Source organism: Arsenicicoccus sp. oral taxon 190, from assembly GCF_001189535.1.
Lineage (GTDB): Bacteria > Actinomycetota > Actinomycetes > Actinomycetales > Dermatophilaceae > Arsenicicoccus.
In genome coordinates, this window is record NZ_CP012070.1 from 2053231 (window position 1) to 2076770 (window position 23540).

Below are 23540 nucleotides of genomic sequence, written 5' to 3' on the forward strand. Positions count from 1 at the left end.
GTGGGCGCTCGGCATACGGGGAGGGTGCTCGACGGCAGGACGGGCCGAGCCGCCGTGGCTCAGCCCTTGAGGCGGACCATGCCCTCCTGGGCGACGGTCGCCGCGAGCACGCCGTCGCGCGTGAACATCCGGCCCATCCCGAGGCCGCGGCCGCCCTGCGCGCTGGGGGAGTACTGCGTGTAGAGCATCCACTCGTCGACCCGCGCCGGCCGGTGGAACCACATGGCATGGTCCAGGCTGGCCGCGCGCAGCCGCGAGTCGATCCACGCGACGCCGTGGGCCCGGATCACGGGCTCCAGCAGCGCGTAGTCGCTGGCGTAGGCCATCACCGCGGCGTGCACCAGCGGGTCGTCGGGCAGGGTGCCCACCGCCCGAAGCCACAGCTCCTGGCGCACCTCGCGCTGCTCGGCCGGCTGCGACCACAGGTCGTCGCGGACGTGCCGCAGGTCGATGGGTCGGCCGTAGGCGAGGTGCTTCGCGGCGGGATGGTCCACGTGGCCGTACTTCTCGGCGACGCTGGCGAGCGTCTCGGGCGCAGGCACCTGCGGCATACGGTCCTGGTGCTCCAGCCCCCCGGCCGGCTCCTGGAAGGACGCCGTCATCGACAGGATGACGTCGCCGTCCTGCATCGCGTGGACCCGCCGCGTGGAGAAGGACCGGCCGTCGCGCATCCGCTCGACCGAGAACCTGATCGGCTTGCGCACGTCCCCGGGCCGCACGAAGTAGCCGTGCAGCGAGTGGATCGGGCGCGCGGGCGCCCCGTCCGGCGGGGTGACGGTGCGGCCCGCCGCGATGATGGTCTGCGCCAGCACCTGCCCCCCGAAGACGCGACCGTGCGGCTGCCACTGGCTGCCGCCCTCGAAGATCTCGCGGTCGGGGTCGCCGAGGATCTGCTCGGTCAGGAAGGACTCCGGCCCGGCGTCCTTGCGGGCGCTCACGGTCATGCGCGCGGTCCCGAGGTGGCGCAGGTCGAGGATGTCGAGCAGCTCGGCGAACGGGTCCTGGGGTGTCTGGGTCACGCCTCGAAGACTAGTCCCTCAGGGCCGACCGGATGACTTGGGTGACTAGTCGGCGCCGTCGCCGCAGACGCCGCGCCCACCCCGGGGCCAGAGTGACCGCGTCGGCTGCTCGCCGACCCGACATCGTTGTCACACAAGGGGATTCCATGCCAGCACTCGCTCGCGGCCTCACTGCTGCCGCCGTCGCCGCGGCCGCCGTCGGGGGCGTCTCCCTCGCCTCTCTGCCCACGGCCGGCGCGGCCACGAGCTGCCGGGTGGCCTGGGGCTCGCAGGAGAAGGCCATCAACCTGTCCAGCCCCGTCACCGGCACCCCGGCCACCGCGCTGCGCACGGGCCACCACGCGTGCTACGACCGCGTGGTCTTCGAGCTCAACGGCCGCACCGGCGCCACCATCGCCGGCTACGTCGGCACGGCGAAGAGCCCGCAGGTCATCGCCGTCGGGTCGCGCACCCGCCTGGTGCCCGTCGGCGTCAAGCCCGGCCAGGCCCTCCCGACGAGCTTCACGACCGTCCGCGGCGTCGTCTACGCCGGCAAGGTCGACGGCCTGGACGCCGTCGGCATCGTGACCCGGGCGCGGCTGCCCTACCGGATCTTCGTCGTCAAGGGCCCGGGCAGCCACAACCGCATCGTCGTGGACGTCGCCCACCGCTGGTGACCGCACCTGACCGACCGCCGCGGCCGCCTCCCGGGACCTCACCCGGGTGGCGGCCGCAGCCGTATGCCGCGCCGCGGTCAGCCCGCCGCCCCCAGGGCGAAGGGCAGCACGTGGGTCGCTCCGGCGGCGCGCAGCGCCCGGCCCGCGACGGTCATGGTCCAGCGGGAGTCGACGAGGTCGTCGACGAGGAGCACGGCCCCCGGGGACAGCTCGAGGTTGTCGCGGACCAGGGGTCCGGCGGCCACCCGGTCCCAGACGCCGGCGAGGCGGTAGGCGCTGTTGCCGCCGCGCTCGCCGACCGGTCCGCCGTCGCGCAGCTCCATCGGACCGAGGTCGACCATGCGGCCCATCGTGGCCAGGCCCCGGGCCAGCGACTCGACCAGCTGCGGCCGGGACCGTGAGGGCACCCAGCTCACCGCGAACGGCCGCTGCTCCCAGTCCCACTCGGCCAGCACCGGCACGCACGCCCGCAGCAGCGCCTCGTCGACCGGGGCGTCCGGCCCGGCCAGCAGCGCCCGCACCCGCTGGCCCCACCCCAGGTCGGTGAGGCGGGCGAGGGCGCGGCCCGGCAGCACCTGCTCGCCGGGGCTGATGCGGCCCTTGACCTCGACCCCGAGCCGCGGCATGCCGGACGGCCACTGGGCGCGGGGCTCCACGAGCACGCCGGGCCGGTCCAGGCGGGTGCGGGCCTGGGCCACCGCGCCCTGGGGCACCTCGGTCGCGAACCACGCTCCCGCGCAGACGTCGCAGCGCCCGCACGGGGCGGCGGTGGGGTCGTCGAGGACGCGCTGCAGGAAGGACATCCGGCACTCGTCCCCGCGCTGGTAGGTCAGCATGAGCTCCTGCTCGCGCTCCCGGGCCTCGGCGACCCGGGCGTAGCGGTCGGCGTCGTAGCTCCATGGCCGGCCGGTCGCGGTCCAGCCGCCCTGGACCCGCCGCACGGCGCCGTCGACGTCGAGGACCTTGAGCAGCAGCTCCAGGCGGGTCCGCCGCACGTCGACCACGGTCTCCAGCGCGGCGGTCGACAGCGGACGCTCGGCCTGCCCGAGCGCGGCGATGACGGCCTCGGCCTGCTCGGGCCGGGGCATCGAGGCGCTCGCGAAGTAAGCCCAGATGTCGCGGTCGGACGGCGAGGGCAGCAGCAGCACGTCGGCGCGTGCGACCCCTCGACCGGCGCGGCCGACCTGCTGGTAGTAGGCGACCGGCGAGCTGGGGGAGCCCAGGTGCACCACGAAGCCCAGGTCGGGCTTGTCGAAGCCCATCCCGAGCGCGCTGGTCGCGACCAGCGCCTTGACCTGGTTGTCCCGCAGCATCCCCTCCAGCTGCTCGCGGTCGGCGGGGTCGGTGCGCCCGGTGTAGGCGCGCACCTCGTGGCCGGCCGCCCGCAGCGCCTCCGCCACGTCCTCGGCCGCGGACACCGTCAGGGCGTAGACGATGCCGCTGCCCGGGAGCTCCGCGAGGTGGGCCGTGAGCCAGCCCAGCTGCTCCTCGGCCGACCGCAGCCGCAGCACCCCGAGGCGCAGCGAGTCGCGCGCCAGCGACCCGCGCACCGTGAGGACCTCGTGGCCCCCGACCTCGAGCTGCTCGGCGACGTCGGACACCACGCGCGCGTTAGCGGTCGCCGTCGTCGCGAGCACCGGCACGTCGCTCGGAAGCTCGCCCAGCAGGTCCTTGATCCGGCGGTAGTCGGGCCGGAAGTCGTGGCCCCAGTCGCTGACGCAGTGCGCCTCGTCCACCACGAGCAGCCCGCACCGGGCAGCCAGCCCGGGCAGCTGCTCGTCGCGGAACCGCGGGTTGTTGAGCCGCTCCGGGCTCACGAGCAGCACGTCGACCTCGTCGGCCGCAAGAGCCGCGGCGACCTCGCCCCACGCGTCGGCGTTGGCGGAGTTCATCGTCACCGCGCGCACCCCGGCGCGCTGCGCCGCCGCGATCTGGTCGCGCATCAGCGCGAGCAGCGGCGACACGATGATCGTCGGGCCCGCCCCGGCCGCGCGCCGCAGCGCCGTCGCCACGAAGTAGACCGCCGACTTGCCCCACCCGGTCCGCTGCACCACGAGCACCCGCTGGCGCGCCGACACCAGCGCGGACACGGCCTCGAGCTGCCCCTCCCGGAAGTCGACGTCGTCGCGCCCGACCAGCCGTCGCAGCGCGGCCAACGCCGCCCCGCGCACCTCGTCGGGCACGTCGTCGGCCCCGTAGTCGAGCACGTCGTCGGGCACCGGGTCGCGAGCGGTCACGGGCTGCTGGGTCGGCAAGGTCATGCCCACCACGCTAGACGCCCCCACCGACACACCCTCCGGTGCGCCATGATGGCCCCATGCCCGATGCCACGAGCGCCTACAGCGTCGAGGTGCCGCTCCGCTGGAGCGACATGGACGCCTACGGCCACGTCAACAACGTGCAGTACCTCCGGCTCCTGGAGGAGGCGCGCGTCGAGGGCTTCCGCGACTGGTTCGGCGAGCACGACCCGGTGCTCGGGCGCGGCGTGCTCGTCGCCCGCAGCGAGATCGAGTACCTCCTGCCGCTGGAGTTCCGCCACGCCCCGATCGCCGTGGACATGTGGGTGAGCCGGCTGGCGGGCGCGTCCTACGACCTCGGCTACGTGATCCGGGACCCCGAGCGGGTCGGCGACCGGGTCTACGCACGCGCCGAGTCCACCATGGTGATGTACGACTTCGCGGAGGCCCGCCCCACCCGCATCGCCGAGGAGCACCGCGCCGTCATGCGCGGCTACCTGGGCGAGCCGGTCCCCCTGCGGAGGCGCCGGTGACCGCCGAGCTGCGGCTCCTGGACGCCGGGACGGCGACCGACCTGCGCACCTTCGTCTCCCGGGCCGCCTCGGTGGACCGCGACGGCGCGGTGCGCCTGCAGGCGCAGGGGACCGTCCTCGCGGCGTATGCCGCCGTCCTGCCGGGCGCGGGGCTCAGCGCCGACGGACTGGTGCTGGGGCTGCGCACGATGCGCCTGGCCGTCCCCGCCGACCTGGACGTGACGGTCCCCGTCTCCGGGCTGCTCGACCGTTTCGCCCGGTCCGAGGGGGAGGCGCTCCCGGTGCCCCCGACGGAGCTGTCGGTGTCGTGGGCCGGGGTGGCCCCGCCGCGCGTCGGGTGGGTGCCGTTCGGGCGGGTCAGCGCGGACGAGCTGCGGGCCGCGGCCCAGCAGGGCATCGCCGAGGTCGCGCGCGGCACCGACGGTCGCGCGGGCGCGCTGGCCGTCGCCGAGCTGCGGCGGCGCACCTGGGCCCGGCCGATGGAGGCCAGGGAGGCCGAGGGCGTCCCGTCGGGGCTGGCGTTCGCCGCTCAGGTGCTCGGCTTCGTGGGGGAGGACCCGGGCACGGTCTACCGCTGCGGTCGCTGGCTGCGGCTCACGACCCGGGGCGGCCACGTCCTCACCCACTGAGCCCTCACCCACGCATTCCTCACCCAGGAGTCCTCACTCACCCGGTCCCCACCCCGTGAGTCCTAACCCTTTGCGTCCTGACGCGCCGCCGCGCTCAGGGGCCGACGGGTCGCGAGCGCCGTCCGGCCAGCACCACGAGCGCCCCGCTGGCCGCGCAGCAGGCCCAGATGAGCAGGTAGGCGCCGGTGTCCTCGCCGGGTGCCCGGTGCAGCGCGGCGAAGACCGCGCCGGTGAGCGCGACCCCCAGCGCCGACCCGAGCGCGTCGGCGAGCTGCAGCGACGAGGAGGCCTGGCCGTGCTGCTCGACGGGCGTGAGGTCGAGCGCGAGCACGGAGGTCGTCGACATGGCCAGGCCCATCCCGGACCCGAGCAGCAGCACCGCGAGCGGCACCAGCCACTCGCTCAGCCCGAGCCCCATCACGGCCACCAGCGCGAGCATCCCGGTCGCGACCAGCGCGCCGCCGCCCGCCAGCAGCCGCGACGGTCGGCTCGACAGCGACTCGCGCCCCTGCAGCGCGGCGCCGAGGGACCAGCCGAGGGAGCCCAGCGTCAGCATCACGCCGGCGGTGGTGCTGGAGCGGGAGCGTTCGTTGACGAGCATCAGGGGCACGAAGGTGATGGCCCCGTTGAAGCTCGCCGTGAGCAGGAACCTCGCGAGCATGACCGAGGGCAGGCCGCGGCCCATCCGCACCGTGCCGCGCGGCACGAGCCGCGGCGCCACCAGGGCGACCACGGCGACCCCGATCCCGGCGACCACGAGGGGCAGCGGCCGGGGCGGCTCGACATACTGCGAACCCCACTGCAGCGCACCGGCGCCCAGCGCGACGGCGGTGCCGGCGACGGCGGCCCGCGCGTGCTCGTGGCGCTCCCGGCCGGAGGACTCGTGGCCGGGCGGGTCGACGGTGGCGCGCTTGACCCAGGTGGCGACCCCGGTCAGCAGGATCGGGGCCACGCACACCAGGAAGACGCCGCGCCAGGACCACGCCTCGGTCAGCCAGGCGGCGAGCAGCGGGCCCACGATCGAGGGGAGCACCCACGCGGCCGACAGCCAGCCGAAGACCTTGGGGCGCAACGCGTCCGGGTAGGCGCGGCCGATCATGACGTAGAGCGCCACCACCAGCAAGCCACCGCCGAGCCCGGCCACGACCCGCCCCAGCAGCAGCAGCGGGAAGGTCGGGGCGGCCCCCGCGAGCAGCGACCCGGCCGCGAGCCCGAGCTGCCCGGTCAGCAGCGGTGGCAGGGTGCCCCGGGCGTCGCACCACGAGCCCGCGAGCACCGTCCCGAGCAGCTGCGCGGACAGGAAGAGCGAGAAGGCGAGCCCGTAGGAGCGGACGGCGTCGAGCTCGCGCGCCACCGTCGGCATCGCCGTCGTGACCGCCATGGACTCGAAGGCGACCAGCGTCACCTGGGCGAGCATCATGACCGTGACCAGCCGGTATGCCGGCCCCATCGGTCCCTGCGGGGCGGGTGTCTCGGCGGGGCTCACCGCTCCACGGTAGCCGGGTCCGGCGGTGGCCCCTGCCACGCGCCGCGCTCGAGCAGGACGCCGCGCAGCGTGTCGATGGCGTCGCTGACGAGGCCGTCCACCCCGAGGTCGAGCAGCTCGTGCATCTCGGCGGCGTCGTCGATGGTCCACACGTGGATCTGCTTGCCCCGCCGGTGGGCCGCCTCGACCAGCGCCGGCGTCACGAGCTCGACGACGCGACCGGCGAGGGTGTAGGTGCGCGGGATCTGCAGCACCGGCGCCGGCGTCCGCAGCCACTGCGTCACGAGCCGGGGCAGGAAGCGCAGCGAGGCCACGCCGGCCCCGCCCGCGGCCGTCGCGAGGCGCGGCCCGAGCAGCTCGCGCACGTGCCGCAGCCGCCGCTGCGAGAACGAGCCCACGCAGACCCGGTCCAGGGCCCCGGCCTGCAGCACCGCCTGCGCGGTCGGGACGACGGCGGAGGGCGCCTTGATGTCGATGTTGAAGCGGGCGTCCGGGAGTGCCTCGAGGAGCTCGGCGAGCAGCGGCACGGGCTCCCCGGCGACCCGGGCCTCCCGGACCGCGGCCCACGGCAGCTCGGCGATGGCGCCCGCCCGGTCGGTGACCCGGTCCAGCTGGCTGTCGTGGAAGGCCACGACCTGCCCGTCCGCGGTGGCGTGGACGTCGGTCTCCAGGTAGCGGTAGCCGAGGTCGTGCGCCGCGCGGAAGGCGGCGAGGGTGTTCTCCTTGCCGACGTTGGGGCCGTAGAGCGCGCCGCCGCGGTGGGCGAGCGCCAGCGGTCGCGGCGCGTCGAAGTAGGGGAACTGGGCAGCCTTCACCAGGCCAACCTAGGGCCAGTGGCGTGCCGGTTCACGCAGGTCGCAGATCTTTGGGTTCGAACCCGAAGATCTGCGACGCGTGCGAAGGACGTCAGGCCGTGCGCGCCCACACGGTCGTGTCGGTCGGGACCAGGCCCTCGGGGGTGAGCGGACCGCTCGCCACCAGGACCTCGGCGCCCGCGGGCAGCGCGACCGGCTCCTCGCCGAGGTTGGCCAGCACGACGACGTCCCCGCGCGGACCCGGGCGGGTGAACGCCACGACGTCCGGGCCGGCCTCGGTCGACCACGTGAGCGGCCCGGTCCCGAGGCCGTGACGGCGGCGCTCGGCGAGCAGCGTGCGGTAGAGCTCGAGGGTGGACCCCGGCTGCCCCTCCTGCCGGTCGGCGGCCAGGTCGGCATACGCCTCGGGCTGGGGGAGCCAGGTGCGGCCGGTGGGGGAGAACCCGTTGCCGGGCGCCCCGCCCACCCAGGGCAGCGGGATCCGGCAGCCGTCCCGCCCGATCTCGGCCTCGGGGGTGCCCTTGGTGCGGTGGTAGGCCGGGTCCTCGCGCAGCTCGTCCGGCAGGGTGGTGTGGTCGGGCAGGCCCAGCTCCTCGCCCTGATACACGTATGCCGACCCGGGCAGCGCCAGCATCAGCGCCGTGGCCGCCCGGGCCCGCCGCAGCCCCAGCGCGGCGTCGGGCTGCGGCGACCGCGCGTCGATGCCGCGGCGCCGGCCGGAGCCGACGGGGTAGCCGAGGCGCGTCGCGTGCCGCACCACGTCGTGGTTGGACAGCACCCACGTGGTGGGGGCGCCGACGCTCGCCGCCGCGTCCAGCGACCGCGTGATGCGGTCGCGCAGATCCGTTGCCCGCCAAGGGGACTCGAGGAAGTCGAAGTTGAACGCCTGGTGCATCTCGTCATCGCGGGTGTAGAGCACGGCGCGGTCCACGGGCGTCACCCAGGCCTCGGCGCACAGGATCCGGTCGGCCTGCGGGTCGCCCTCGGGGTTGTAGGAGTCCAGCACCCGCCGCCAGGAGCGGTAGATCTCGTGGACGCCGTCCTGGTCCCAGTAGGGGCTGGCGTTGGTGGGGCGGCGTTCGCCGTCGCCCGTGATCATGTCGGTGTGCGCGTCCCAGTCGGGGAAGGACTGGTCCTTGACCAGGCCGTGCGCGACGTCGACGCGGAAGCCGTCGACGCCCCGGTCCAGCCAGAAGCGCAGGATCGCCTCGAACTCCGCACGCACCGCGGGGTGCTCCCAGTCGAGGTCGGGCTGCTTGGAGTCGAAGAGGTTGAGGTACCACGGCCCCGGGGTGCCGTCGGCCTCGGTCACGCGGGTCCAGGCCGGGCCGCCGAAGACGGATCGCCAGTCGGTGGGCGGGAGCTCGCCGTCGACGCCGCGACCGGCCTTGAGGATGTAGCGGTCCCGCTCGGGGGCCTGCGGGTCGGCCAGCGCCGCCCGGAACCACGCGTGCTCGTCGCTCGTGTGGTTGGGCACGAGGTCGACCAGCACCCGCATCCCCAGCTCGTGGGCGCGCCGCACCAGCTCCTCGGCGTCCGCGAGGGTGCCGAAGCGGGGGTCCACGTCGCGGTAGTCGCTGACGTCGTAGCCGGCGTCGGCCTGCGGCGAGGGGTAGAACGGCGACAGCCAGACCGCGTCGACACCCAGCTGCTGCAGGTAGGGCAGCTTGCCGATCACGCCGGGCAGGTCGCCCATCCCGTCACCGTCGCCGTCGGCGAAGGACCGGGGGTAGACCTGGTAGATCACGGCGTGGCGCCACCACGCCTCGGCGGTTGCTGGATCGGCTGCCTCGGTGCGGTCGGCTGCGTCGGCGAGGAGGACGGCGGTGTCGGAGGTCACACCACCATGCTGCGGCATCCCGCGCGCCCGACGAAATCCCTGCCACGGTCTGCAAGGTCTTGCAGGGGGTCAGGCCTCGGGGGTGTTGACCAGCGAGTGCGCGGCGTTGGTCAGGTAGAGCCGCAGCATCCGGTCGTGGTCGTCGTCCAGCCCCAGCGTGTCGACGGCCGTCATCATGTGCTGCAGCCAGTGGTCCCGCATCGTCGGCGTCACCGCGAAGGGCACGTGCCGCATCCGCAGCCGCGGGTGGCCGCGCTGCTCGGAGTAGGTCGTCGGGCCGCCCCAGTACTGCTCCAGGAACATCCGCAGCCGCACCTCGGCCGGGCCCAGGTCCGCCTCGGGGTACATCGCCCGCAGCTCGGGGTCCGCGGCCACCCCGCGGTAGAACTCCCGCACCAGCCGCTCGAAGGTCGGCGCCCCGCCGACCTCGTCGTAGAACGTCACGTCGTCTCCCGGTCCCGTTGGTGGACGCCCAGCGTATGCCGCGCCCGCCCCGCCCCCGCTGCCACCATTGGTCACCAATGACGGAGATCGCCCCGTTTTGAACGATCATGAACGTCATTGGTGACCAATGGCGAAGGGGTGGGGTGGCCGCCGGCCGCGCTACTTGGCGGCCCCGGTGCCGCCATACGGCAGCACCCCCGGCCCGAACCCGGGCATGACCGGCAGGGAGACCCCCTTGTCGGCGAGGGCCGCCATGACGCGGGAGCGCACCTCGCGGCCGACGGGGACGTTCTCGTTGGGCGCGCACTTGACAATGATGCGGACCGTCGCGACGCCGCCGATGATGGACTCGACGCCCCCGACCTCGGGCTGCTCGATGACCTTGCCGACCCAGTCCTCCTCCTTGTCCATGCCGCGGATCGCGCGGGAGATGATCGGCATGACCTTCTCCATGGACTCGGTGACGGGGACGGGGATGTCGACGAGGGCGGTGGACCAGCCCTGGGAGCGGTTGGCGATGCGCAGGATCTCGCCGTTGCGGATGTACCAGATGACCCCGTTGAAGTCGCGGATCGTGGTGAGCCGCAACGAGATGTCCTCGACGGTCCCGATGACCTCGCCGGTGTCGACGACGTCGCCGACGCCGTACTGGTCCTCGATGATCATGAACATCCCGGACAGGTAGTCCTTGACCAGGCTCTGCGCGCCGAAGCCCAGCGCGACGCCGCCGACGGACGCCGAGGCCAGCAGCGGCGCGATGTTGAGGGACAGCTCGTCGCAGATCATCAGCACCGCGATGAAGGCCACGGTCACGGTGGTGATGGAGCGCAGCACCGCCCCGAGGGTCCGCACGCGCTGCTCCTGGCGGGCCGCGTTGATCACCGTCGGGTCGCCGAAGATCTTGGCCGCCCGCCGCGCCTGCCGGCGGATGACCGGCAGCTCCGCGGTGTCGACCCGGGTCCCGGTGGTCGTCGCCGTGTCCTGCCGCTCGGAGCGGGCCAGCAGGGTGTGCACGAAGCCGTTGATGGCGCGGTGGATCAGCCAGCGCAGCACGACCGCCCCGAGGATGATCCCGACGATCGACAGCGGCGCCCCCTCCGCCCAGTGCCACGCCTGGTCCCAGGTGACGGCGAGGGGTTCGAGCAGGGAGGACGTGACGGCTGAGCTCATGGCCCCATCATGGCGGGTCGACCTTGGTCGTCGCTGGCAGTGACATGACACACTTCACCCCGTGACTGACGCACCCTCGACCGACCTGATCGAGCTCGCCCGCGCCCACGGCGTGGCCACGGAGTACTGGGACTGGCAGGGGCAGCACGTCACCGTGCCGGTCCGCACCATCGTCGCGGTGCTGGCCGCCCTCGGCGAGGACGCGAGCACCGACGACGCGGTGCGAGCCGCTCTGACCGGGGTCCAGGACCGCGAGTGGCGGCGGACGCTGCCCCCGGTGGTCGTGATGCGGGCCGGCGAGCCGGCGTCGCTGGCGGTGCACGTCCCCCACGGCTCCCAGGTCGCCGTCTCCGTGCGGCTGGAGGAGGGCGGCGCGGCGCTGGCCCTGGACCAGGTCGACCGGTGGGTGGACCCGCGCGTCGTGGACGGGGAGCAGGTGGGGGAGGCGACCTTCGCCCTGCCCGCCGGGCTGCCGCTCGGGTGGCACGAGGTCGTCGCCACCGTCGCCGGCACCGACGTCACCTGCCCGCTCGTGGTCACGCCCGACCGTCTCGAGGTGCCGGCGTCGCTGGCCGACCGGCCCGCCTCGGGCGTCATGACCCAGCTCTACGCCACCCGGTCGTCCCGCTCGTGGGGGATGGGCGACGCCGCCGACCTGGCCGAGCTGGCCGCCTGGGCCGGGTCGGAGCTCGGCTCCGACTTCGTGCTGGTCAACCCGCTGCACGCGGCCGAGCCCGTCGCGCCGGTCGAGCCGTCGCCCTACCTGCCGACGACGCGCCGCTTCGTGAGCCCGCTCTACATCCGGGTCGAGGAGATCCCCGAGACCGGCTACCTCTCGGGCCAGGACCGCTCGCTGCTGCAGTGGCACGCCGACGACGCGCTGCGCCTCGACGAGGTCGACCTGGTGGACCGGGACGCCTCGTGGCGCCTCAAGGACGCCGCGCTGCGGCTGGTCCACCGCGTGACCCGGTCACCCCGTCGCGAGCGTGACTTCGCGGCCTTTCGCGAGCGTGAGGGCCAGGGGCTGGTGGACTTCGCGACGTGGTGCGCGCTGTCCGTGGCCTACGGCGAGGACGAGGACACCTGGCCCACCGAGCTGCAGGACTCCGCCAGCGAGGCCGTCGAGGCCAAGCGGCAGGAGCTCGCCGACGAGGTCGACTACTTCTGCTGGCTGCAGTGGATCGTCGAGGACCAGCTCGGCACGGCCCAGCGCGTGGCGCTGGAGTCCGGCATGCGGCTCGGCCTGATCCACGACCTCGCGGTGGGTGTCCACCCGAGCGGCGCCGACGCCTGGGGGCTGCGCGACGCGCTGGCCCGCGGCGTCACCGTCGGCGCCCCCGCCGACCAGTACAACCAGCTCGGCCAGGACTGGAGCCAGCCGCCGTGGCGCCCCGACCAGCTCGCCGAGCTGGGCTACGCGCCCTACCGCGACATGCTGCGCACCGTGCTGCGCTCGGCCGGCGGCCTGCGCGTCGACCACATCATCGGGCTCTTCCGGCTGTGGTGGATCCCGCAGGGCTGCAAGCCTTTCGAGGGCACCTACGTGCGCTACGACCACGACGCGCTGATCGGGATCCTGGCGCTGGAGGCGCACCGCGCCGGCGCGGTCGTCATCGGCGAGGACCTCGGCACCGTCGAGCCGTGGGTGCGCGACTACCTGGCCGACCGCGGCGTCATGGGCACCTCGATCCTGTGGTTCGAGCGCGACTACGAGCACGGCGGGGAGCCGATCCAGCCGGAGTCCTACCGCCGGCTGTGCCTCGCCACCGTGACCACCCACGACCTGCCGCCCACCGCCGGCTACCTCCAGCAGGTGCACATCGACCTGCGCCACGAGCTCGGGCTGCTGACCCGCCCGATCGAGGAGGAGCGGGCCAGCGAGGTCCACGAGCAGGAGGGGATCATGGCGCTGCTCCGCTCGCGCGGGCTGCTGCGCGAGGGCGCCTCCCACGAGGACACCATCGAGGCGCTGCACAAGCTGCTGTCCTGGACCCCGGCGCTGCTGCGCGGCATCTCGGTGTCCGACCTGGCGCTGGACGTGCGGATCATCAACCAGCCCGGGACCGACGAGGAGTACCCCAACTGGCGCATGCCGCTCGCCGGGCCCGACGGCCGGCCGGTGCTGCTCGAGGAGCTGATGCGCTCGCCGTGGGCGCGTCGGCTCGCCCGCACCCTGGCCTGACGCGGCTCGGCCCCCGAGGGGGTGCGTGGGTGGGACGGTGGAGGTCCGGCATACGGACATGCAAAACGCGACGTTTTGCGTTGGATAAGTTTCTGACGCGACCGAGCCGTATGCCGGTTACCCACCACCCTCTCCCGAAGGATCACCCATGCCTGCCTACCCGCCCGCCCGCCGCACCGTCCTCGCCACCGCCGGCGTGGCCATGATGCTGGGCCTCGCGGCGTGCGGGTCCGGGTCCGGCGGCTCCTCCGCCGACAACCCCCTCGGGCTGCAGCAGCCGGGCGTGCTGCACGTCGGCACGCTGACCGACGCGCCGCCCAACGTCTTCCTCAAGGACGGGCAGTTCACCGGCTTCGACAACGACCTGCTCAAGGCCGTCGCGGCCAAGGCCGGCCTCAAGGTCGAGTTCGCGGGCACCGATTTCTCCGGCCTGCTGGCGCAGGTGAAGTCCGGCAAGTACGACGTCGGCTCGTCCTCGATCACCATCACCGAGAAGCGCAAGCAGACCGTGGACTTCACCCACGGCTACGACTTCGGCTACCTCGGGCTGGACGTCCCCGCCGGGTCCGCGATCAAGGGCTTCGACCAGCTCACCGGCAAGCGCGTCGTCGTGGTCCAGGGCACGGTCCAGGACGACTACGCCACGGGCAAGGGCCTCAACCCGGTCCGCGTCCCCGACTACAACTCGGCGCTCAACCAGCTCAAGGCCGGCACCGTCGACGCGTGGGTCAGCCCCGCCGAGATCGGGGAGAAGCTCGCCGGCCAGTCCAGCGGCAAGGTCGTCCTCGCCGCCAAGGAGCTGAGCCCCACGCCGATGGCGTTCGCGGTCGCCAAGGACAAGACGGCGCTCAAGGCCAAGCTCGACCAGTCGCTCGACGAGGTCATCAAGGACGGGACGTGGAACCGCCTCGTGGCCCAGTACTACCCGGGCCGCAAGACGCCGGCGAGCTTCACGCCGGGCAGCGGTGCGGTCCAGATCACGCGCTGACCCATGGACGTCCTCTCGACGATCCGGGACACCTTCTTCGACCTCGACGCGATGCGGGAGGCCTTCCCGGACCTGCTGACCGTCGGCCTGCCCAACACCCTGCTCCTGGCGATCTCCGCCGGGCTGATCGGGACGGTCGTCGGCATGGTCCTCGCGGTCGCGGGGCTGTCCCGCCGCCGCTGGCTGCGGTGGCCCGCCCGGGTGTGGACCGACGTCTTCCGCGGGCTGCCCGCGGCCGTGACGATCCTGCTGATCGGGGTGGGGCTGTCGCCGGTCGGGCTGCAGCTGTGGGGCTCCAACCCCTATCCGCTCGGCATCCTCGCGCTGTCCCTCATCGCCTCGGCCTACATCGGGGAGATCTTCCGGTCCGGCATCCAGTCGGTCGAGGCCGGCCAGCTGGAGGCCTCCCGCGCGCTGGGCTTCTCGCACGCCGCCGCGATGCGCCTGGTCGTCATCCCGCTCGGGGTGCGTCGCGTGCTGCCCGCCCTGGTCAACCAGCTCATCTCGCTGATCAAGGAGTCGTCGCTCGTCTACTTCCTCGGGCTGCTGGCCTCCCAGCGCGAGCTCTTCCGGATCGGTCAGGACTACGCCGCCAACACCGGCAACCAGTCCGCGCTGCTGCTGGCCGGCCTGTTCTACCTGGTGATCACCGTGCCGCTGACTCACGTGGTCAACGCCATCGACCACCGGCTGCGCCATGGCCGCCGCGCGGACGGCGAGGACCCCGACGCGCCCGACGCCCCCGACGAGGGTGCCCTCGCGCTGACCCAGGAGGCCCACTGATGACCGCCGACGCGACGAGCGTGGAGCTGCGGGACGTCCACCTGGCCTTCGGGCGCAACCGGGTCCTGCGCGGCGTCGACCTGCTCGTGCCCGCCGGCACGACGACCTGCGTGATCGGGCCGTCCGGGTCGGGCAAGTCCACCCTGCTGCGGGTCGTCAACCGGCTCCTCGAGCCCGCCTCCGGGGACGTGCTGCTCGACGGGCGGTCCGTGCTCCGGGAGGACCCGGACCGGCTGCGCCGTCGGGTGGGGATGGTCTTCCAGCACTTCAACCTCTTCCCGCACAAGACCGTCGCGGACAACGTCGCGCTCGGGCCACGCCGGCTGCTCGGCCTGTCCGCCGACGAAGCCCGCGCCCGGGCGATCGAGCACCTCGACGCGGTGGGTCTGGCGCACAAGGCCGACGTGCGCCCGGCCGCGCTGTCCGGCGGCCAGCAGCAGCGGGTCGCGATCGCGCGGGCGCTCGCGATGGAGCCCCGGGTGATGCTCTTCGACGAGGCCACGTCCGCGCTCGACCCGGAGCTCGTCAAGGGCGTGCTCGCGATCATGCGCGACCTGGGCGCGAGCGGCATGACGATGCTCGTCGTGACCCACGAGATGGGCTTCGCGCGCGAGGCCGCCGACGAGGTGGCGTTCATGGATGGCGGCGTGGTGGCCGAGCACGGCGCGCCCGAGGCGGTGTTCGGTGCGCCGCAGACGGACCGGCTGCGGAGGTTCCTCTCCCGGGTGCTGTGACACGCCCGTATGCCGCAACCCCGCACCACCCCCGCCACATCGCTGCCGTGATCGGGGAACCTGGATGGCCCCAGGGCCACGCCAGGTTCCCCGATCCGTCCGGCTGAGGGCGCCCCGACCCGCGAGGCGCCCCGACCCGCGAGGCGCCCCGACCCGCGAGGCGCCCCGACCCATGAGGGGTCGGCGCCCTCGAGGCGCCCGGCCCTCGCCGGTCAGGCGGCGTCGCGTGCCTGCACCCGCAGCGCCCGGGCCACCGTGTCGCGGTGCTCCTGCACCACGCGCACCAGCCCGGCGGGGGCGTCGCCGTGGGCCTCCAGCCAGGCCTCAGTCCCGGCCAGCAGCCGGGCGTCGGCCAGCGGCATCGGGTAGAACGACCGCGCCACCACCTCGCCCAGCGCGAACGAGTGCCGCTCCCACATGCCGAGCAGCATCGCGAAGTAGCGGTCGACATACGGCTCGAGCAGGGCGAGGTCGTGCACCCGGCCGAAGCCCGCGGCGGTGGACCCGACGATGGTGTTGGACTCGCTGGCGTCCTCCACGCCGCGGCGCCAGGCCTCGGCCTTGGCCGCGGCGGTCGGGCGGGCGGCGAGGGCGACGGCGGCGCGCTCGTGGCCGGAGGCGGTGTTGTCGCGGGTCTTCTCCGACTCGATCGTCGCGGCGTCCGCGCGGCCCCCGGCGGCCAGGGCCACCAGCAGGGTCCAGCGCATGTCGGCGTCGACGGCGAGGCCGTCCAGCGCCAGGGAGCCCTCGAGCAGACCCTGGGCGAGGTCCAGGTCGGTCTCCCGGGTGGAGACGGCGAGCAGCGCCGACACCAGCTGCAGCTGGGCGTCCGACCCGGGGGCGGAGGCCTCGGCGAGCCGGCGCAGCTCGGCGGCCACCTGGTCGCGCAGCGTGTCGCGGTGCTCGGGCGCGACGTAGGCACCGAGCGCCGTCGCCAGCTGGGCGAGCAGCACCCGCAGCAGCGTCGCGTCCTCCTCGCCGTCGACGGCGCGCAGCGCCAGCGCGACGTAGTCCGACGCGCGCATCTCGGCGTCGCGGGTCATGTCCCACGCGGCGGCGAGCGCCAGGGAGCGCGGCAGCGAGTCCGTGAACGCCCGCGGCTGCGCCACCACGCACGCCAGCGACGCAGGGTCGAGGCGCAGCTTGGCATAGGCGAGGTCGTCGTCGTTGACGAGCAGCACGTCGGGCGCCGGCCGGCCCACCAGCATCGGCAGCTCGGTGCGGGCGCCGTCCACGTCGACCTCGTAGCGGTCGGTGCGGTGGAGCGAGTCCCCTTGCAGGGCATAGCAGCCCACGGCGAGGCGGTGCGGTCGCAGCACCGGGGACCCGCTCGGCGCCGTCTGGACGATCGCCGCCGAGCGGATCACGCCGTCCGTCACCTCGAGCTCGGGGGAGAGGGTGGTGACCCCCGCCTGCTCCAGCCACAGCTCCTGCCACCGGCCGAGGTCGCGCCCGGAGGTCGCCTCGAGCTCGCGCATCAGGTCGCCGATCTCGGTGTTGCCCCACGCGTGCTTGACGAAGTAGGCGCGCAGCCCGTCGCGGAAGGCGTCCCGCCCGACGTAGGCCACGAGCTGCTTGAGCACCGACGCGCCCTTGGCGTAGGTGATCCCGTCGAAGTTGGTCTCCACGTCGGCGAGGTCACGGATGTCCGCGGCGATCGGGTGGGTCGAGGAGAGCTGGTCCTGGCGGTAGGCCCAGGCCTTCTCGGCGGTGCCGAAGGTGGTCCACGCCGACGTCCAGCGGGTCGCCTCGGCCTGAGCGGTGGTCGACGCCCACTCGGCGAAGGACTCGTTGAGCCACAGGTCGTCCCACCAGGTCATCGTCACGAGGTTGCCGAACCACATGTGCGCCAGCTCGTGCAGGATCGTCAGCGCGCGACGCTCGACGGTCGCCTCGGAGACCTTGGCGCGGAAGACGTACATCTCGTGGAAGGTGACGGCGCCGACGTTCTCCATCGCGCCCATGTTGTACTCCGGCGTGAAGATCTGGTCGTACTTCGCGAAGGGGAACGCCAGGTCGAACTCCTCCTCGAAGAAGCCGAACCCGCGCCGGGTGATGTCGAAGAGCTCGTCGTGGTCCACGAAGGGGGTCAGCGACCGGCGGCTGAAGATGCCGAGCGGGATCTCCCCGGCGCGCGTGCTCACCGAGCTCGTCACCCGGTCATAGGGCCCGGCGATCAACGAGGTCACGTATGACGACAGCCGCGGCGTCGGCGCGAACTCCCAGCGGCCGGCGGCCACCCCGTCGCGCTCGCCGGCGTCGGTCGGCTCCGGCGTGGGGGAGGCGCTGATGACCTGCCAGTGGGCCGGCGCCGTCACCGTGAACGCGAACGTCGCCTTCACGTCCGGCTGCTCGAAGACCGCGAACATCCGCCGGGAGTCCGGCACCTCGAACTGCGTGTAGAGGTAGACCTCCCCGTCCGCCGGGTCGACGAACCGGTGCAGCCCCTCGCCGGTGTTCATGTAGATGCCGGTGGCGCGGACCAGCACCTCGTTGTCGGCGGCGAGGTCGGGCAGGTGGATGCGGCTGTCGGCATACGCCTCGGCCGGGTCGAGGTGGCGGCCGTTGAGGACGATCTCCTGCACGGAGTCGCCGACCAGGTCCAGGAAGGTCTCGGCGCCCGGCGTCGCGCGGAACCGCGCCGTCGTGGTCGTCGTGAAGGTCGTGGGGCCGGTCATCAGGTCGAGCTCGACGTCGTAGCTGACGTCGGAGACGACCTGGGACCGGTGACGCGCCTCGTCGCGCGTGAGATTGGTGCCAGGCACGGGCGGAGCCTTTCGGGTGGTGCTGAGCAGGCCCCTCGCGGGGGAGAGGGGCCGATGGCCCGCCCATCCTTGCAGGTTCGTGGGCGCGGACGGGTGCGGCTGCCCCGATGCTGGCAGGATGGGCCCGGTGAGCGAGCAGACGAATCCCCCCACCCCGTCCGTCGAGATGTTCTTCGACCCGGCCTGCCCCTGGGCCTGGATGACCTCCCGCTGGCTGATGGAGGTGGAGCGCGAGCGCGGACTCGCCGTCACCTGGTCGGTGATGAGCCTGTCCGTGCTCAACGAGGGTCGGGACCTGCCCGACGACTACCGCGACCTGATGGACCGCGCGTGGGGCCCGGTGCGGGTCATCATGGCGGCCGCCCGCGACCACGGCCCCGACGCCGTCAAGCGGCTGTATGACGAGATGGGCACCCGCATCCACCCGGGCGGCAACAAGGACTTCCCCGTGGTGATCCGCGAGGCGCTCGCGGCGGCGGGTCTGCCGGCCGAGCTGGCCGACGCCGCGGAGCCGGTGGCCGGCGACGACCTGGACCGGGCGCTGCGGGCCTCGCACCAGCGCGCCATGGACCTCGTCGGCGACGAGGTCGGCACCCCGGTCGTCAGCGTCGACGGCGTCGCGTTCTTCGGCCCGGTCGTGTCGCCGGCCCCCAAGGGCGAGGACGCCGTCCGCCTCTTCGACGGCTGCGTGCTGGTGGCGGGCACGCCGGGCTTCTTCGAGCTGAAGCGGTCCCGCGACGTCGGCCCCATCTTCGACTGACCTACCGGCGGTAGCGCGATTGACCGGCCTTCCTTCACCAGGCTGATCGCGCGGCCGCCGGTCGTTCAGCCCTCACCAGCACGAACCATCGACCAGAAAGTCCCACCATGCGCATCCACATCGGCGCCGACCACGCCGCCCTCGAGGCCAAGCAGGCCATGATCGAGCACCTGCGCGGGCAGGGCCACGACGTCGTGGACCACGGCCCGTTCGTCTACGACCCGGTCGACGACTACCCCGTCTTCTGCCTGCGGGCCGCCGAGGCGGTCGCCGCGGAGCCGGAGTCCCTCGGCTTCGTCCTCGGCGGGTCTGGCAACGGCGAGCAGATCGCCGCCAACAAGGTCAAGGGCGTGCGCGCCGCCCTGGCCTACACCCCCGAGCTGGCGCAGCTCGCACGGGAGCACAACGACGCCCGGGTCTGCTCCATCGGCGGCCGCTTCACCACCCCGGAGGAGTCCCTGACGATCGCCGACGCCTTCGTCGCGACGCCGTTCACCGGCGAGGAGCGCCACGCCCGCCGGATCGCGATGCTGGAGCGCTACGAGCAGACCGGAGAGCTGCCCGAGCTGCCGGACAGGGCCCGCTGAGCCCCCGCTGGGCCCGCCGGCCGTGGCCCGGCTAGACGCCTGTGACTCCTGTGACTCCTGGGATTTCACGCAGCGTGTGCCCACGATGTGCCCGCTGTCCCGGTTGCACCGGTCCGTCCGGGTGAAGGTCATCCGCGTGGAGCATCACGTTCGGGTGGTTCGGCCACCAAGCGTGGTGGGCGCGTGCTGTAGTGGAGGTGCACGTCCTCCCGGCCCCAGCAGAAGGAAACCCCACCCATGGCCGCGCCCACCGGTCACCCCGTCCGTCACTCCGTCCGTCGCCCCGTGCTCGGCCCCGGCGCCGTCGTCGCGTGGCTCGTCGCCCCGACCCTGGTGGCGCTGTGCCTCCTGCTGGCGCTGGCCGCCGTTGTCACCCTGATGATGGACATGGCGCCCTTCGCCCTCGCCTCGCTCACGGCACTCGTGGGCTCGGTGGTCGGCTTCTGGACCTTCCTGGACCGCCGCTCCTGAGGTCGCGGGCGGCACCCGCCGCCAGGACATGACGAAGGCCCCGCCCGGATCGTCCGGACGGGGCCTCGTGCTGGAGCGGGTGACGAGAATCGAACTCGCGTAGCTAGTTTGGAAGACTAGGGCTCTACCATTGAGCTACACCCGCAGCCGCCGCTGGGCCCACGTGGGCCACGACGTGCAGGGTCCAGGGTAGTGGTCGACCCGGACTCGACGAAATCCACCACCCCGCCCGCCGCTCCGCCCATCACCCCAGCCGCCGCCGAGCGGCTGGCGCCCGCACCGCGGCGGAGCCGATAGGCTGGGGGCTTCACGGGCTGTGGCGCAGCTTGGTAGCGCGCGTGCTTTGGGAGCACGATGTCGCAGGTTCAAATCCTGTCAGCCCGACCGTTGCTCACGAGGGGCCGCCGAGACGTCGGCGGCCCCTCGTGGCGTCCGAGCGCCCCTGTGCCACGGCGCCGTTCGTCGGCGTGTGACCGACCTCGCGAGCACCCCGGTCGAGGCTGTCGGCGGGGCATGGCACGCTATGGGCATGGCGGCAGCGAGGACGGCATACATCGTCGACGGCGTGCGCACCCCCATCGGACGGTATGGCGGCGCGCTGGCCCCGGTCCGGCCCGACGACCTCGCGGCCCACGTCATCCGCACCCTCGTGGAGCGGCACGCCGCCCTGGACCCTCAGCGCATCGACGACGTGGTCCTCGGCTGCGCCAACCAGGCCGGTGAGGACAACCGCAACGTCGCCCGCATGGCGGCCCTGCTCGCGGGGTTGCCGCCGACGGTGCCGGGGATCACCGTCAACCGCCTGTGCGCGTCCGGTCTGGACGCGGTGGCCATGGCCGCGCGCGCGATCCTCGCCGGGGACGGCGACGTCTACGTGGCGGGGGGCGTGGAGTCGATGAGCCGGGCGCCGTTCGTGATGCCCAAGGCCGAGAGCGCCTACAGCCGCAGCAACGCGGTATACGACACGACGATCGGCTGGCGCTTCGTCAACCCTGCCCTGAAGGGGGAGTACGGCGTCGACTCCATGCCGGAGACCGCCCAGAACGTCGCCGACGACTGGCAGGTCAGCCGCGAGGACCAGGACGCCTTCGCGATGCGCTCGCAGGAGCGGGCCGCCGCCGCGATCGCGAGCGGACGCCTGGCGCGCGAGATCGTGCCCGTGACGATCCCGCAGCGCAAGGGGGAGCCGATCGTGGTCGACACGGACGAGCACCCGCGCCTGACCAGCCTGGACAAGCTCGCCTCGCTCAAGCCTCTCTTCCCCGAGGGCTCGGTGACCGCGGGCAACGCGAGCGGGGTCAACGACGGCGCCGCGGCGGTGCTGGTGGTGAGCGGGGAGGCCCTGGAGGAGCTCGGCCTGGAGCCGCTGGCCCGCGTCGACGGGGCGGCCGCCGCGGGACTCGAGCCGCGGGTCATGGGCTACGGCCCCGTCCCCGCGGTCCGCAAGCTCCTGGCGCGTCGCGGGGTCGAGCTCGCCGACGTCGGGGTCGTCGAGCTCAACGAGGCCTTCGCCTCGCAGTCCCTGGCCGTGCTGCGCGACCTCGGGCTGCCCGACGACGCCGAGCACGTCAACCCCCACGGCGGCGCCATCGCCCTCGGGCACCCGCTCGGCATGAGCGGCGCGCGGCTGGCGCTGACCGCCGCGATGACCATGCGCGACCGCGACGCGGACCACGCCCTCGCCACCATGTGCGTCGGCGTCGGGCAGGGCGTCGCGATGCTGCTCTCGCGCCCCTGACCGGCCCGGCCGTCGGCGACGAGGCCGGCGGCGGACGGCATACGACTGATCACGACGAGGTGAAGGAAGGGACAGACATGGACAAGGTGGTGTCCTCCGCGCAGGAGGCCATAGCCGACATCACCGACGGGGCATCGCTCGCCGTCGGTGGCTTCGGGCTCTGCGGCATCCCCAGCGTGCTGATCCGCGCGCTCGACGACTCCGGGGTGAAGGACCTCGAGGTCGTGTCCAACAACTGCGGCGTCGACGACTGGGGCCTCGGGGTCCTGCTGCAGGACAAGAAGATCCGCCGGATCCAGGCGTCCTACGTGGGCGAGAACAAGGAGTTCGAGCGGCAGTACCTCCACGGCGAGCTCGAGGTGGAGCTCACCCCCCAGGGCACGCTCGCGGAGAAGATGCGCTGCGGCGGCGCCGGCATCGCCGGGTTCTACACGCTGACCGGCTCGGGGACCCAGGTCGCCGAGGGCGGCCTGCCCCTGATGTATGACGCGGAGGGCAACGTCGTGAAGACCTCCGCCCCCAAGGACACCAAGGTGTTCACCGTGGACGGGGAGGAGCGGACCTACGTCCTGGAGGAGGCGATCCGCTGCGACTTCGCGCTCGTGCGCGCCTGGAAGGGTGACCGCCACGGCAACCTGGTCTTCCGCGAGGCGGCCCGCAACTTCAACCCGCCCGCCGCGATGGCCGGGCGCGTCACCATCGCCGAGGTCGAGGAACTCGTCGAGCCCGGCGAGATCGACCCCAACGACGTGCAGCTGCCGGGCATCTTCGTCCAGCGCGTCGTCGGGCTCACCGCCGAGCAGGCCGCCGAGAAGCGCATCGAGCGCCGGACCGTGCGACCCGCCGCCGAGCCCACCACCGCCGGCGACACCACCAGCACCGAGAAGGGAGCCTGAGCCATGCCGCTGACCCGCGAGCAGATGGCCGAGCGCGCAGCCCGTGAGCTGCAGGACGGCGACTACGTCAACCTCGGCATCGGGCTGCCGACGCTGGTGCCCAACTACGTCCCCGACGACGTCGAGCTGGTGCTCCAGTCCGAGAACGGCATCCTCGGCACCGGCGCCTACCCCACCGAGGACCAGGTCGACCCCGACCTGATCAACGCCGGCAAGGAGACCGTGACCGTCCGCAAGGGCGCGAGCTTCTTCGACTCGGCGCTGTCCTTCGGCATGATCCGCTCCGGCAAGGTCGACGCCGCGATCCTCGGCGCCATGCAGGTCTCCGAGCGCGGCGACATCAGCAACTGGATGATCCCCGGCAAGATGGTCAAGGGCATGGGTGGCGCCATGGACCTGGTCCACGGCGCCAAGAAGGTCATCGTGCTGATGGAGCACGTGGCCAAGGGCGACGCCCACAAGATCCTCGCCGAGTGCACCCTGCCCTACACCGGCAAGGGCGTGGTGCAGCGCATCATCACCGACCTGTGCGTCTTCGACGTCACCCCGGACGGCCTGGTGCTCCGGGAGATGTTCGACGGCGTCACCGAGGAGGAGCTGCGGGCCAAGACCGGGTGCGGCTTCACCGTCGACCTGCACTGAGCGCGTCGACAGGCATCGAGGGCACCGGCGGCCCGCGACCCGCAGGGGGCCCGCGGGCCGTCGGCGCCGACGCGGACCGTTAGGGATCACGCAGGCGAGCCGATAGCATGACCTGAGCCCTGGTGACTACCAGGCCCCTCGTCGATGCCGCCGGCCGCCGCCGGA

Annotated in this window: 21 protein-coding genes and 2 tRNA genes; 14 read left to right on the forward strand and 9 right to left on the reverse strand. The window is 73.4% G+C overall.

The genetic code is table 11. From position 1 onward, the window contains the following. Positions 1-59: 59 nt before the first annotated feature. Entirely contained in the window at positions 60-1019 is a 960-nt protein-coding gene (locus ADJ73_RS09585; RefSeq protein WP_050348086.1) for an acyl-CoA thioesterase, read from the reverse strand. A 146-nt stretch (positions 1020-1165) separates the two neighbouring features. On the opposite strand from ADJ73_RS09585, the gene ADJ73_RS09590 reads away from it, so the two are divergent. Beyond that, complete coding sequence (locus ADJ73_RS09590) at positions 1166-1675, forward strand: AMIN-like domain-containing (lipo)protein (protein ID WP_156188193.1); 510 nt, start codon at positions 1166-1168, stop codon at positions 1673-1675. Between the two features lie 77 nt (positions 1676-1752). On the opposite strand, the gene ADJ73_RS09595 is transcribed toward ADJ73_RS09590, so the two are convergent. After that, the gene (locus ADJ73_RS09595; RefSeq protein ID WP_082176888.1) at positions 1753-3936 is read right to left on the reverse strand and encodes a RecQ family ATP-dependent DNA helicase; all 2184 of its coding nucleotides are present in this window, start codon (positions 3934-3936) and stop codon (positions 1753-1755) included. 56 nt (positions 3937-3992) lie between these two features. On the opposite strand from ADJ73_RS09595, the gene ADJ73_RS09600 reads away from it, so the two are divergent. Together ADJ73_RS09600 and ADJ73_RS09605 are read left to right on the forward strand one after the other, a co-directional pair. Continuing rightward, positions 3993-4445 (forward strand): acyl-CoA thioesterase, encoded by a 453-nt coding sequence (locus ADJ73_RS09600; RefSeq protein ID WP_050348088.1) that lies wholly within the window; start codon positions 3993-3995, stop codon positions 4443-4445. Further along, a complete protein-coding gene (locus tag ADJ73_RS09605) occupies positions 4442-5074 on the forward strand; it encodes a hypothetical protein (protein WP_050348089.1) in 633 nt (210 codons plus the stop codon). The genes ADJ73_RS09600 and ADJ73_RS09605 overlap by 4 nt, the downstream gene beginning before the upstream one ends. Positions 5075-5168: 94 nt before the next feature. Here the strand turns inward: ADJ73_RS09605 and ADJ73_RS09610 are convergent, their stop codons facing one another. The 5 genes from ADJ73_RS09610 to ADJ73_RS09630 all read right to left on the reverse strand — a co-directional run bounded on the left by ADJ73_RS09610 (position 5169) and on the right by ADJ73_RS09630 (position 10829). Next, complete coding sequence (locus tag ADJ73_RS09610) at positions 5169-6560, reverse strand: MFS transporter (protein WP_156188194.1); 1392 nt, start codon at positions 6558-6560, stop codon at positions 5169-5171. Continuing rightward, a complete protein-coding gene (locus tag ADJ73_RS09615) occupies positions 6557-7375 on the reverse strand; it encodes a glycerophosphodiester phosphodiesterase family protein (protein ID WP_050348091.1) in 819 nt (272 codons plus the stop codon). Before ADJ73_RS09615 ends, ADJ73_RS09610 begins: the two co-directional genes overlap by 4 nt. A gap of 91 nt (positions 7376-7466) precedes the next feature. Further along, positions 7467-9233 (reverse strand): glycoside hydrolase family 13 protein, encoded by a 1767-nt coding sequence (locus tag ADJ73_RS09620; protein ID WP_082176889.1) that lies wholly within the window; start codon positions 9231-9233, stop codon positions 7467-7469. 51 nt (positions 9234-9284) lie between these two features. Then, complete coding sequence (locus tag ADJ73_RS09625; protein ID WP_050348093.1) at positions 9285-9659, reverse strand: globin; 375 nt, start codon at positions 9657-9659, stop codon at positions 9285-9287. A gap of 159 nt (positions 9660-9818) precedes the next feature. After that, positions 9819-10829, reverse strand: coding sequence for a mechanosensitive ion channel family protein (locus ADJ73_RS09630; protein ID WP_050348094.1), 1011 nt, complete (start codon positions 10827-10829; stop codon positions 9819-9821). Between the two features lie 61 nt (positions 10830-10890). Here ADJ73_RS09630 and malQ point away from each other — a divergent pair, with 61 nt between their 5' ends. The 4 genes from malQ to ADJ73_RS09650 all read left to right on the forward strand — a co-directional run bounded on the left by malQ (position 10891) and on the right by ADJ73_RS09650 (position 15516). After that, a complete protein-coding gene (gene malQ / locus ADJ73_RS09635) occupies positions 10891-13011 on the forward strand; it encodes a 4-alpha-glucanotransferase (RefSeq protein WP_050348095.1) in 2121 nt (706 codons plus the stop codon). 148 nt (positions 13012-13159) lie between these two features. Continuing rightward, positions 13160-13999 carry an ABC transporter substrate-binding protein gene (locus tag ADJ73_RS09640; protein ID WP_050348096.1) on the forward strand — a complete coding sequence of 280 codons (840 nt, stop codon included), beginning with the start codon at positions 13160-13162 and terminating at the stop codon, positions 13997-13999. A 3-nt stretch (positions 14000-14002) separates the two neighbouring features. After that, positions 14003-14782, forward strand: a complete 780-nt coding sequence (locus ADJ73_RS09645; protein ID WP_050348097.1) for an amino acid ABC transporter permease — start codon at positions 14003-14005, stop codon at positions 14780-14782. After that, a complete protein-coding gene (locus ADJ73_RS09650; RefSeq protein ID WP_050348098.1) occupies positions 14782-15516 on the forward strand; it encodes an amino acid ABC transporter ATP-binding protein in 735 nt (244 codons plus the stop codon). The genes ADJ73_RS09645 and ADJ73_RS09650 overlap by 1 nt, the downstream gene beginning before the upstream one ends. Positions 15517-15728: 212 nt before the next feature. Here ADJ73_RS09650 and pepN read toward each other — a convergent pair whose 3' ends face one another. Then, a complete protein-coding gene (gene pepN, locus ADJ73_RS09655) occupies positions 15729-18281 on the reverse strand; it encodes an aminopeptidase N (RefSeq protein ID WP_050348099.1) in 2553 nt (850 codons plus the stop codon). A gap of 118 nt (positions 18282-18399) precedes the next feature. On the opposite strand from pepN, the gene ADJ73_RS09660 reads away from it, so the two are divergent. The 3 genes from ADJ73_RS09660 (at position 18400) to ADJ73_RS09670 (ending at position 20099) form a co-directional block, all read left to right on the forward strand. After that, entirely contained in the window at positions 18400-19041 is a 642-nt protein-coding gene (locus ADJ73_RS09660) for a mycothiol-dependent nitroreductase Rv2466c family protein (protein ID WP_172669713.1), read from the forward strand. 107 nt (positions 19042-19148) lie between these two features. Further along, positions 19149-19628, forward strand: a complete 480-nt coding sequence (locus ADJ73_RS09665; RefSeq protein WP_050348100.1) for a ribose-5-phosphate isomerase — start codon at positions 19149-19151, stop codon at positions 19626-19628. Between the two features lie 237 nt (positions 19629-19865). After that, entirely contained in the window at positions 19866-20099 is a 234-nt protein-coding gene (locus ADJ73_RS09670; protein WP_050348101.1) for a hypothetical protein, read from the forward strand. 71 nt (positions 20100-20170) lie between these two features. Here ADJ73_RS09670 and ADJ73_RS09675 read toward each other — a convergent pair. Beyond that, positions 20171-20244: transfer RNA gene (locus tag ADJ73_RS09675), tRNA-Gly, on the reverse strand. A 165-nt stretch (positions 20245-20409) separates the two neighbouring features. Between ADJ73_RS09675 and ADJ73_RS09680 the strand changes: the two genes are divergently transcribed. The 4 genes from ADJ73_RS09680 to ADJ73_RS09695 all read left to right on the forward strand — a co-directional run bounded on the left by ADJ73_RS09680 (position 20410) and on the right by ADJ73_RS09695 (position 23375). Beyond that, positions 20410-20483, forward strand: a tRNA-Pro gene (locus tag ADJ73_RS09680). Between the two features lie 145 nt (positions 20484-20628). Continuing rightward, positions 20629-21837, forward strand: a complete 1209-nt coding sequence (gene pcaF, locus ADJ73_RS09685) for a 3-oxoadipyl-CoA thiolase (protein ID WP_172669714.1) — start codon at positions 20629-20631, stop codon at positions 21835-21837. Positions 21838-21914: 77 nt separating this feature from the next. Further along, complete coding sequence (locus ADJ73_RS09690; RefSeq protein WP_050348103.1) at positions 21915-22733, forward strand: CoA transferase subunit A; 819 nt, start codon at positions 21915-21917, stop codon at positions 22731-22733. A 3-nt stretch (positions 22734-22736) separates the two neighbouring features. Then, the gene (locus ADJ73_RS09695; RefSeq protein WP_050348104.1) at positions 22737-23375 is read left to right on the forward strand and encodes a CoA transferase subunit B; all 639 of its coding nucleotides are present in this window, start codon (positions 22737-22739) and stop codon (positions 23373-23375) included. Positions 23376-23540 lie beyond the last annotated feature (165 nt).

Excerpts from the sequence above, each read along its gene's own strand:
- ADJ73_RS09690 (WP_050348103.1), top strand. The coding sequence starts at position 21,915 with ATGGACAAGGTGGTGTCCTCCGCGCAGGAGGCCATAGCCGACATCACC.
- pcaF (WP_172669714.1), top strand. The coding sequence starts at position 20,629 with ATGGCGGCAGCGAGGACGGCATACATCGTCGACGGCGTGCGCACCCCC.
- ADJ73_RS09595 (WP_082176888.1), bottom strand. The coding sequence starts at position 3,936 with ATGACCTTGCCGACCCAGCAGCCCGTGACCGCTCGCGACCCGGTGCCC.
- ADJ73_RS09650 (WP_050348098.1), top strand. The coding sequence starts at position 14,782 with ATGACCGCCGACGCGACGAGCGTGGAGCTGCGGGACGTCCACCTGGCC.
- ADJ73_RS09640 (WP_050348096.1), top strand. The coding sequence starts at position 13,160 with ATGCCTGCCTACCCGCCCGCCCGCCGCACCGTCCTCGCCACCGCCGGC.
- ADJ73_RS09670 (WP_050348101.1), top strand. The coding sequence starts at position 19,866 with ATGGCCGCGCCCACCGGTCACCCCGTCCGTCACTCCGTCCGTCGCCCC.
- ADJ73_RS09660 (WP_172669713.1), top strand. The coding sequence starts at position 18,400 with ATGGGCCCGGTGAGCGAGCAGACGAATCCCCCCACCCCGTCCGTCGAG.
- ADJ73_RS09630 (WP_050348094.1), bottom strand. The coding sequence starts at position 10,829 with ATGAGCTCAGCCGTCACGTCCTCCCTGCTCGAACCCCTCGCCGTCACC.
- ADJ73_RS09665 (WP_050348100.1), top strand. The coding sequence starts at position 19,149 with ATGCGCATCCACATCGGCGCCGACCACGCCGCCCTCGAGGCCAAGCAG.
- ADJ73_RS09600 (WP_050348088.1), top strand. The coding sequence starts at position 3,993 with ATGCCCGATGCCACGAGCGCCTACAGCGTCGAGGTGCCGCTCCGCTGG.
- ADJ73_RS09620 (WP_082176889.1), bottom strand. The coding sequence starts at position 9,233 with ATGCCGCAGCATGGTGGTGTGACCTCCGACACCGCCGTCCTCCTCGCC.
- ADJ73_RS09590 (WP_156188193.1), top strand. The coding sequence starts at position 1,166 with ATGCCAGCACTCGCTCGCGGCCTCACTGCTGCCGCCGTCGCCGCGGCC.
- ADJ73_RS09695 (WP_050348104.1), top strand. The coding sequence starts at position 22,737 with ATGCCGCTGACCCGCGAGCAGATGGCCGAGCGCGCAGCCCGTGAGCTG.
- ADJ73_RS09645 (WP_050348097.1), top strand. The coding sequence starts at position 14,003 with ATGGACGTCCTCTCGACGATCCGGGACACCTTCTTCGACCTCGACGCG.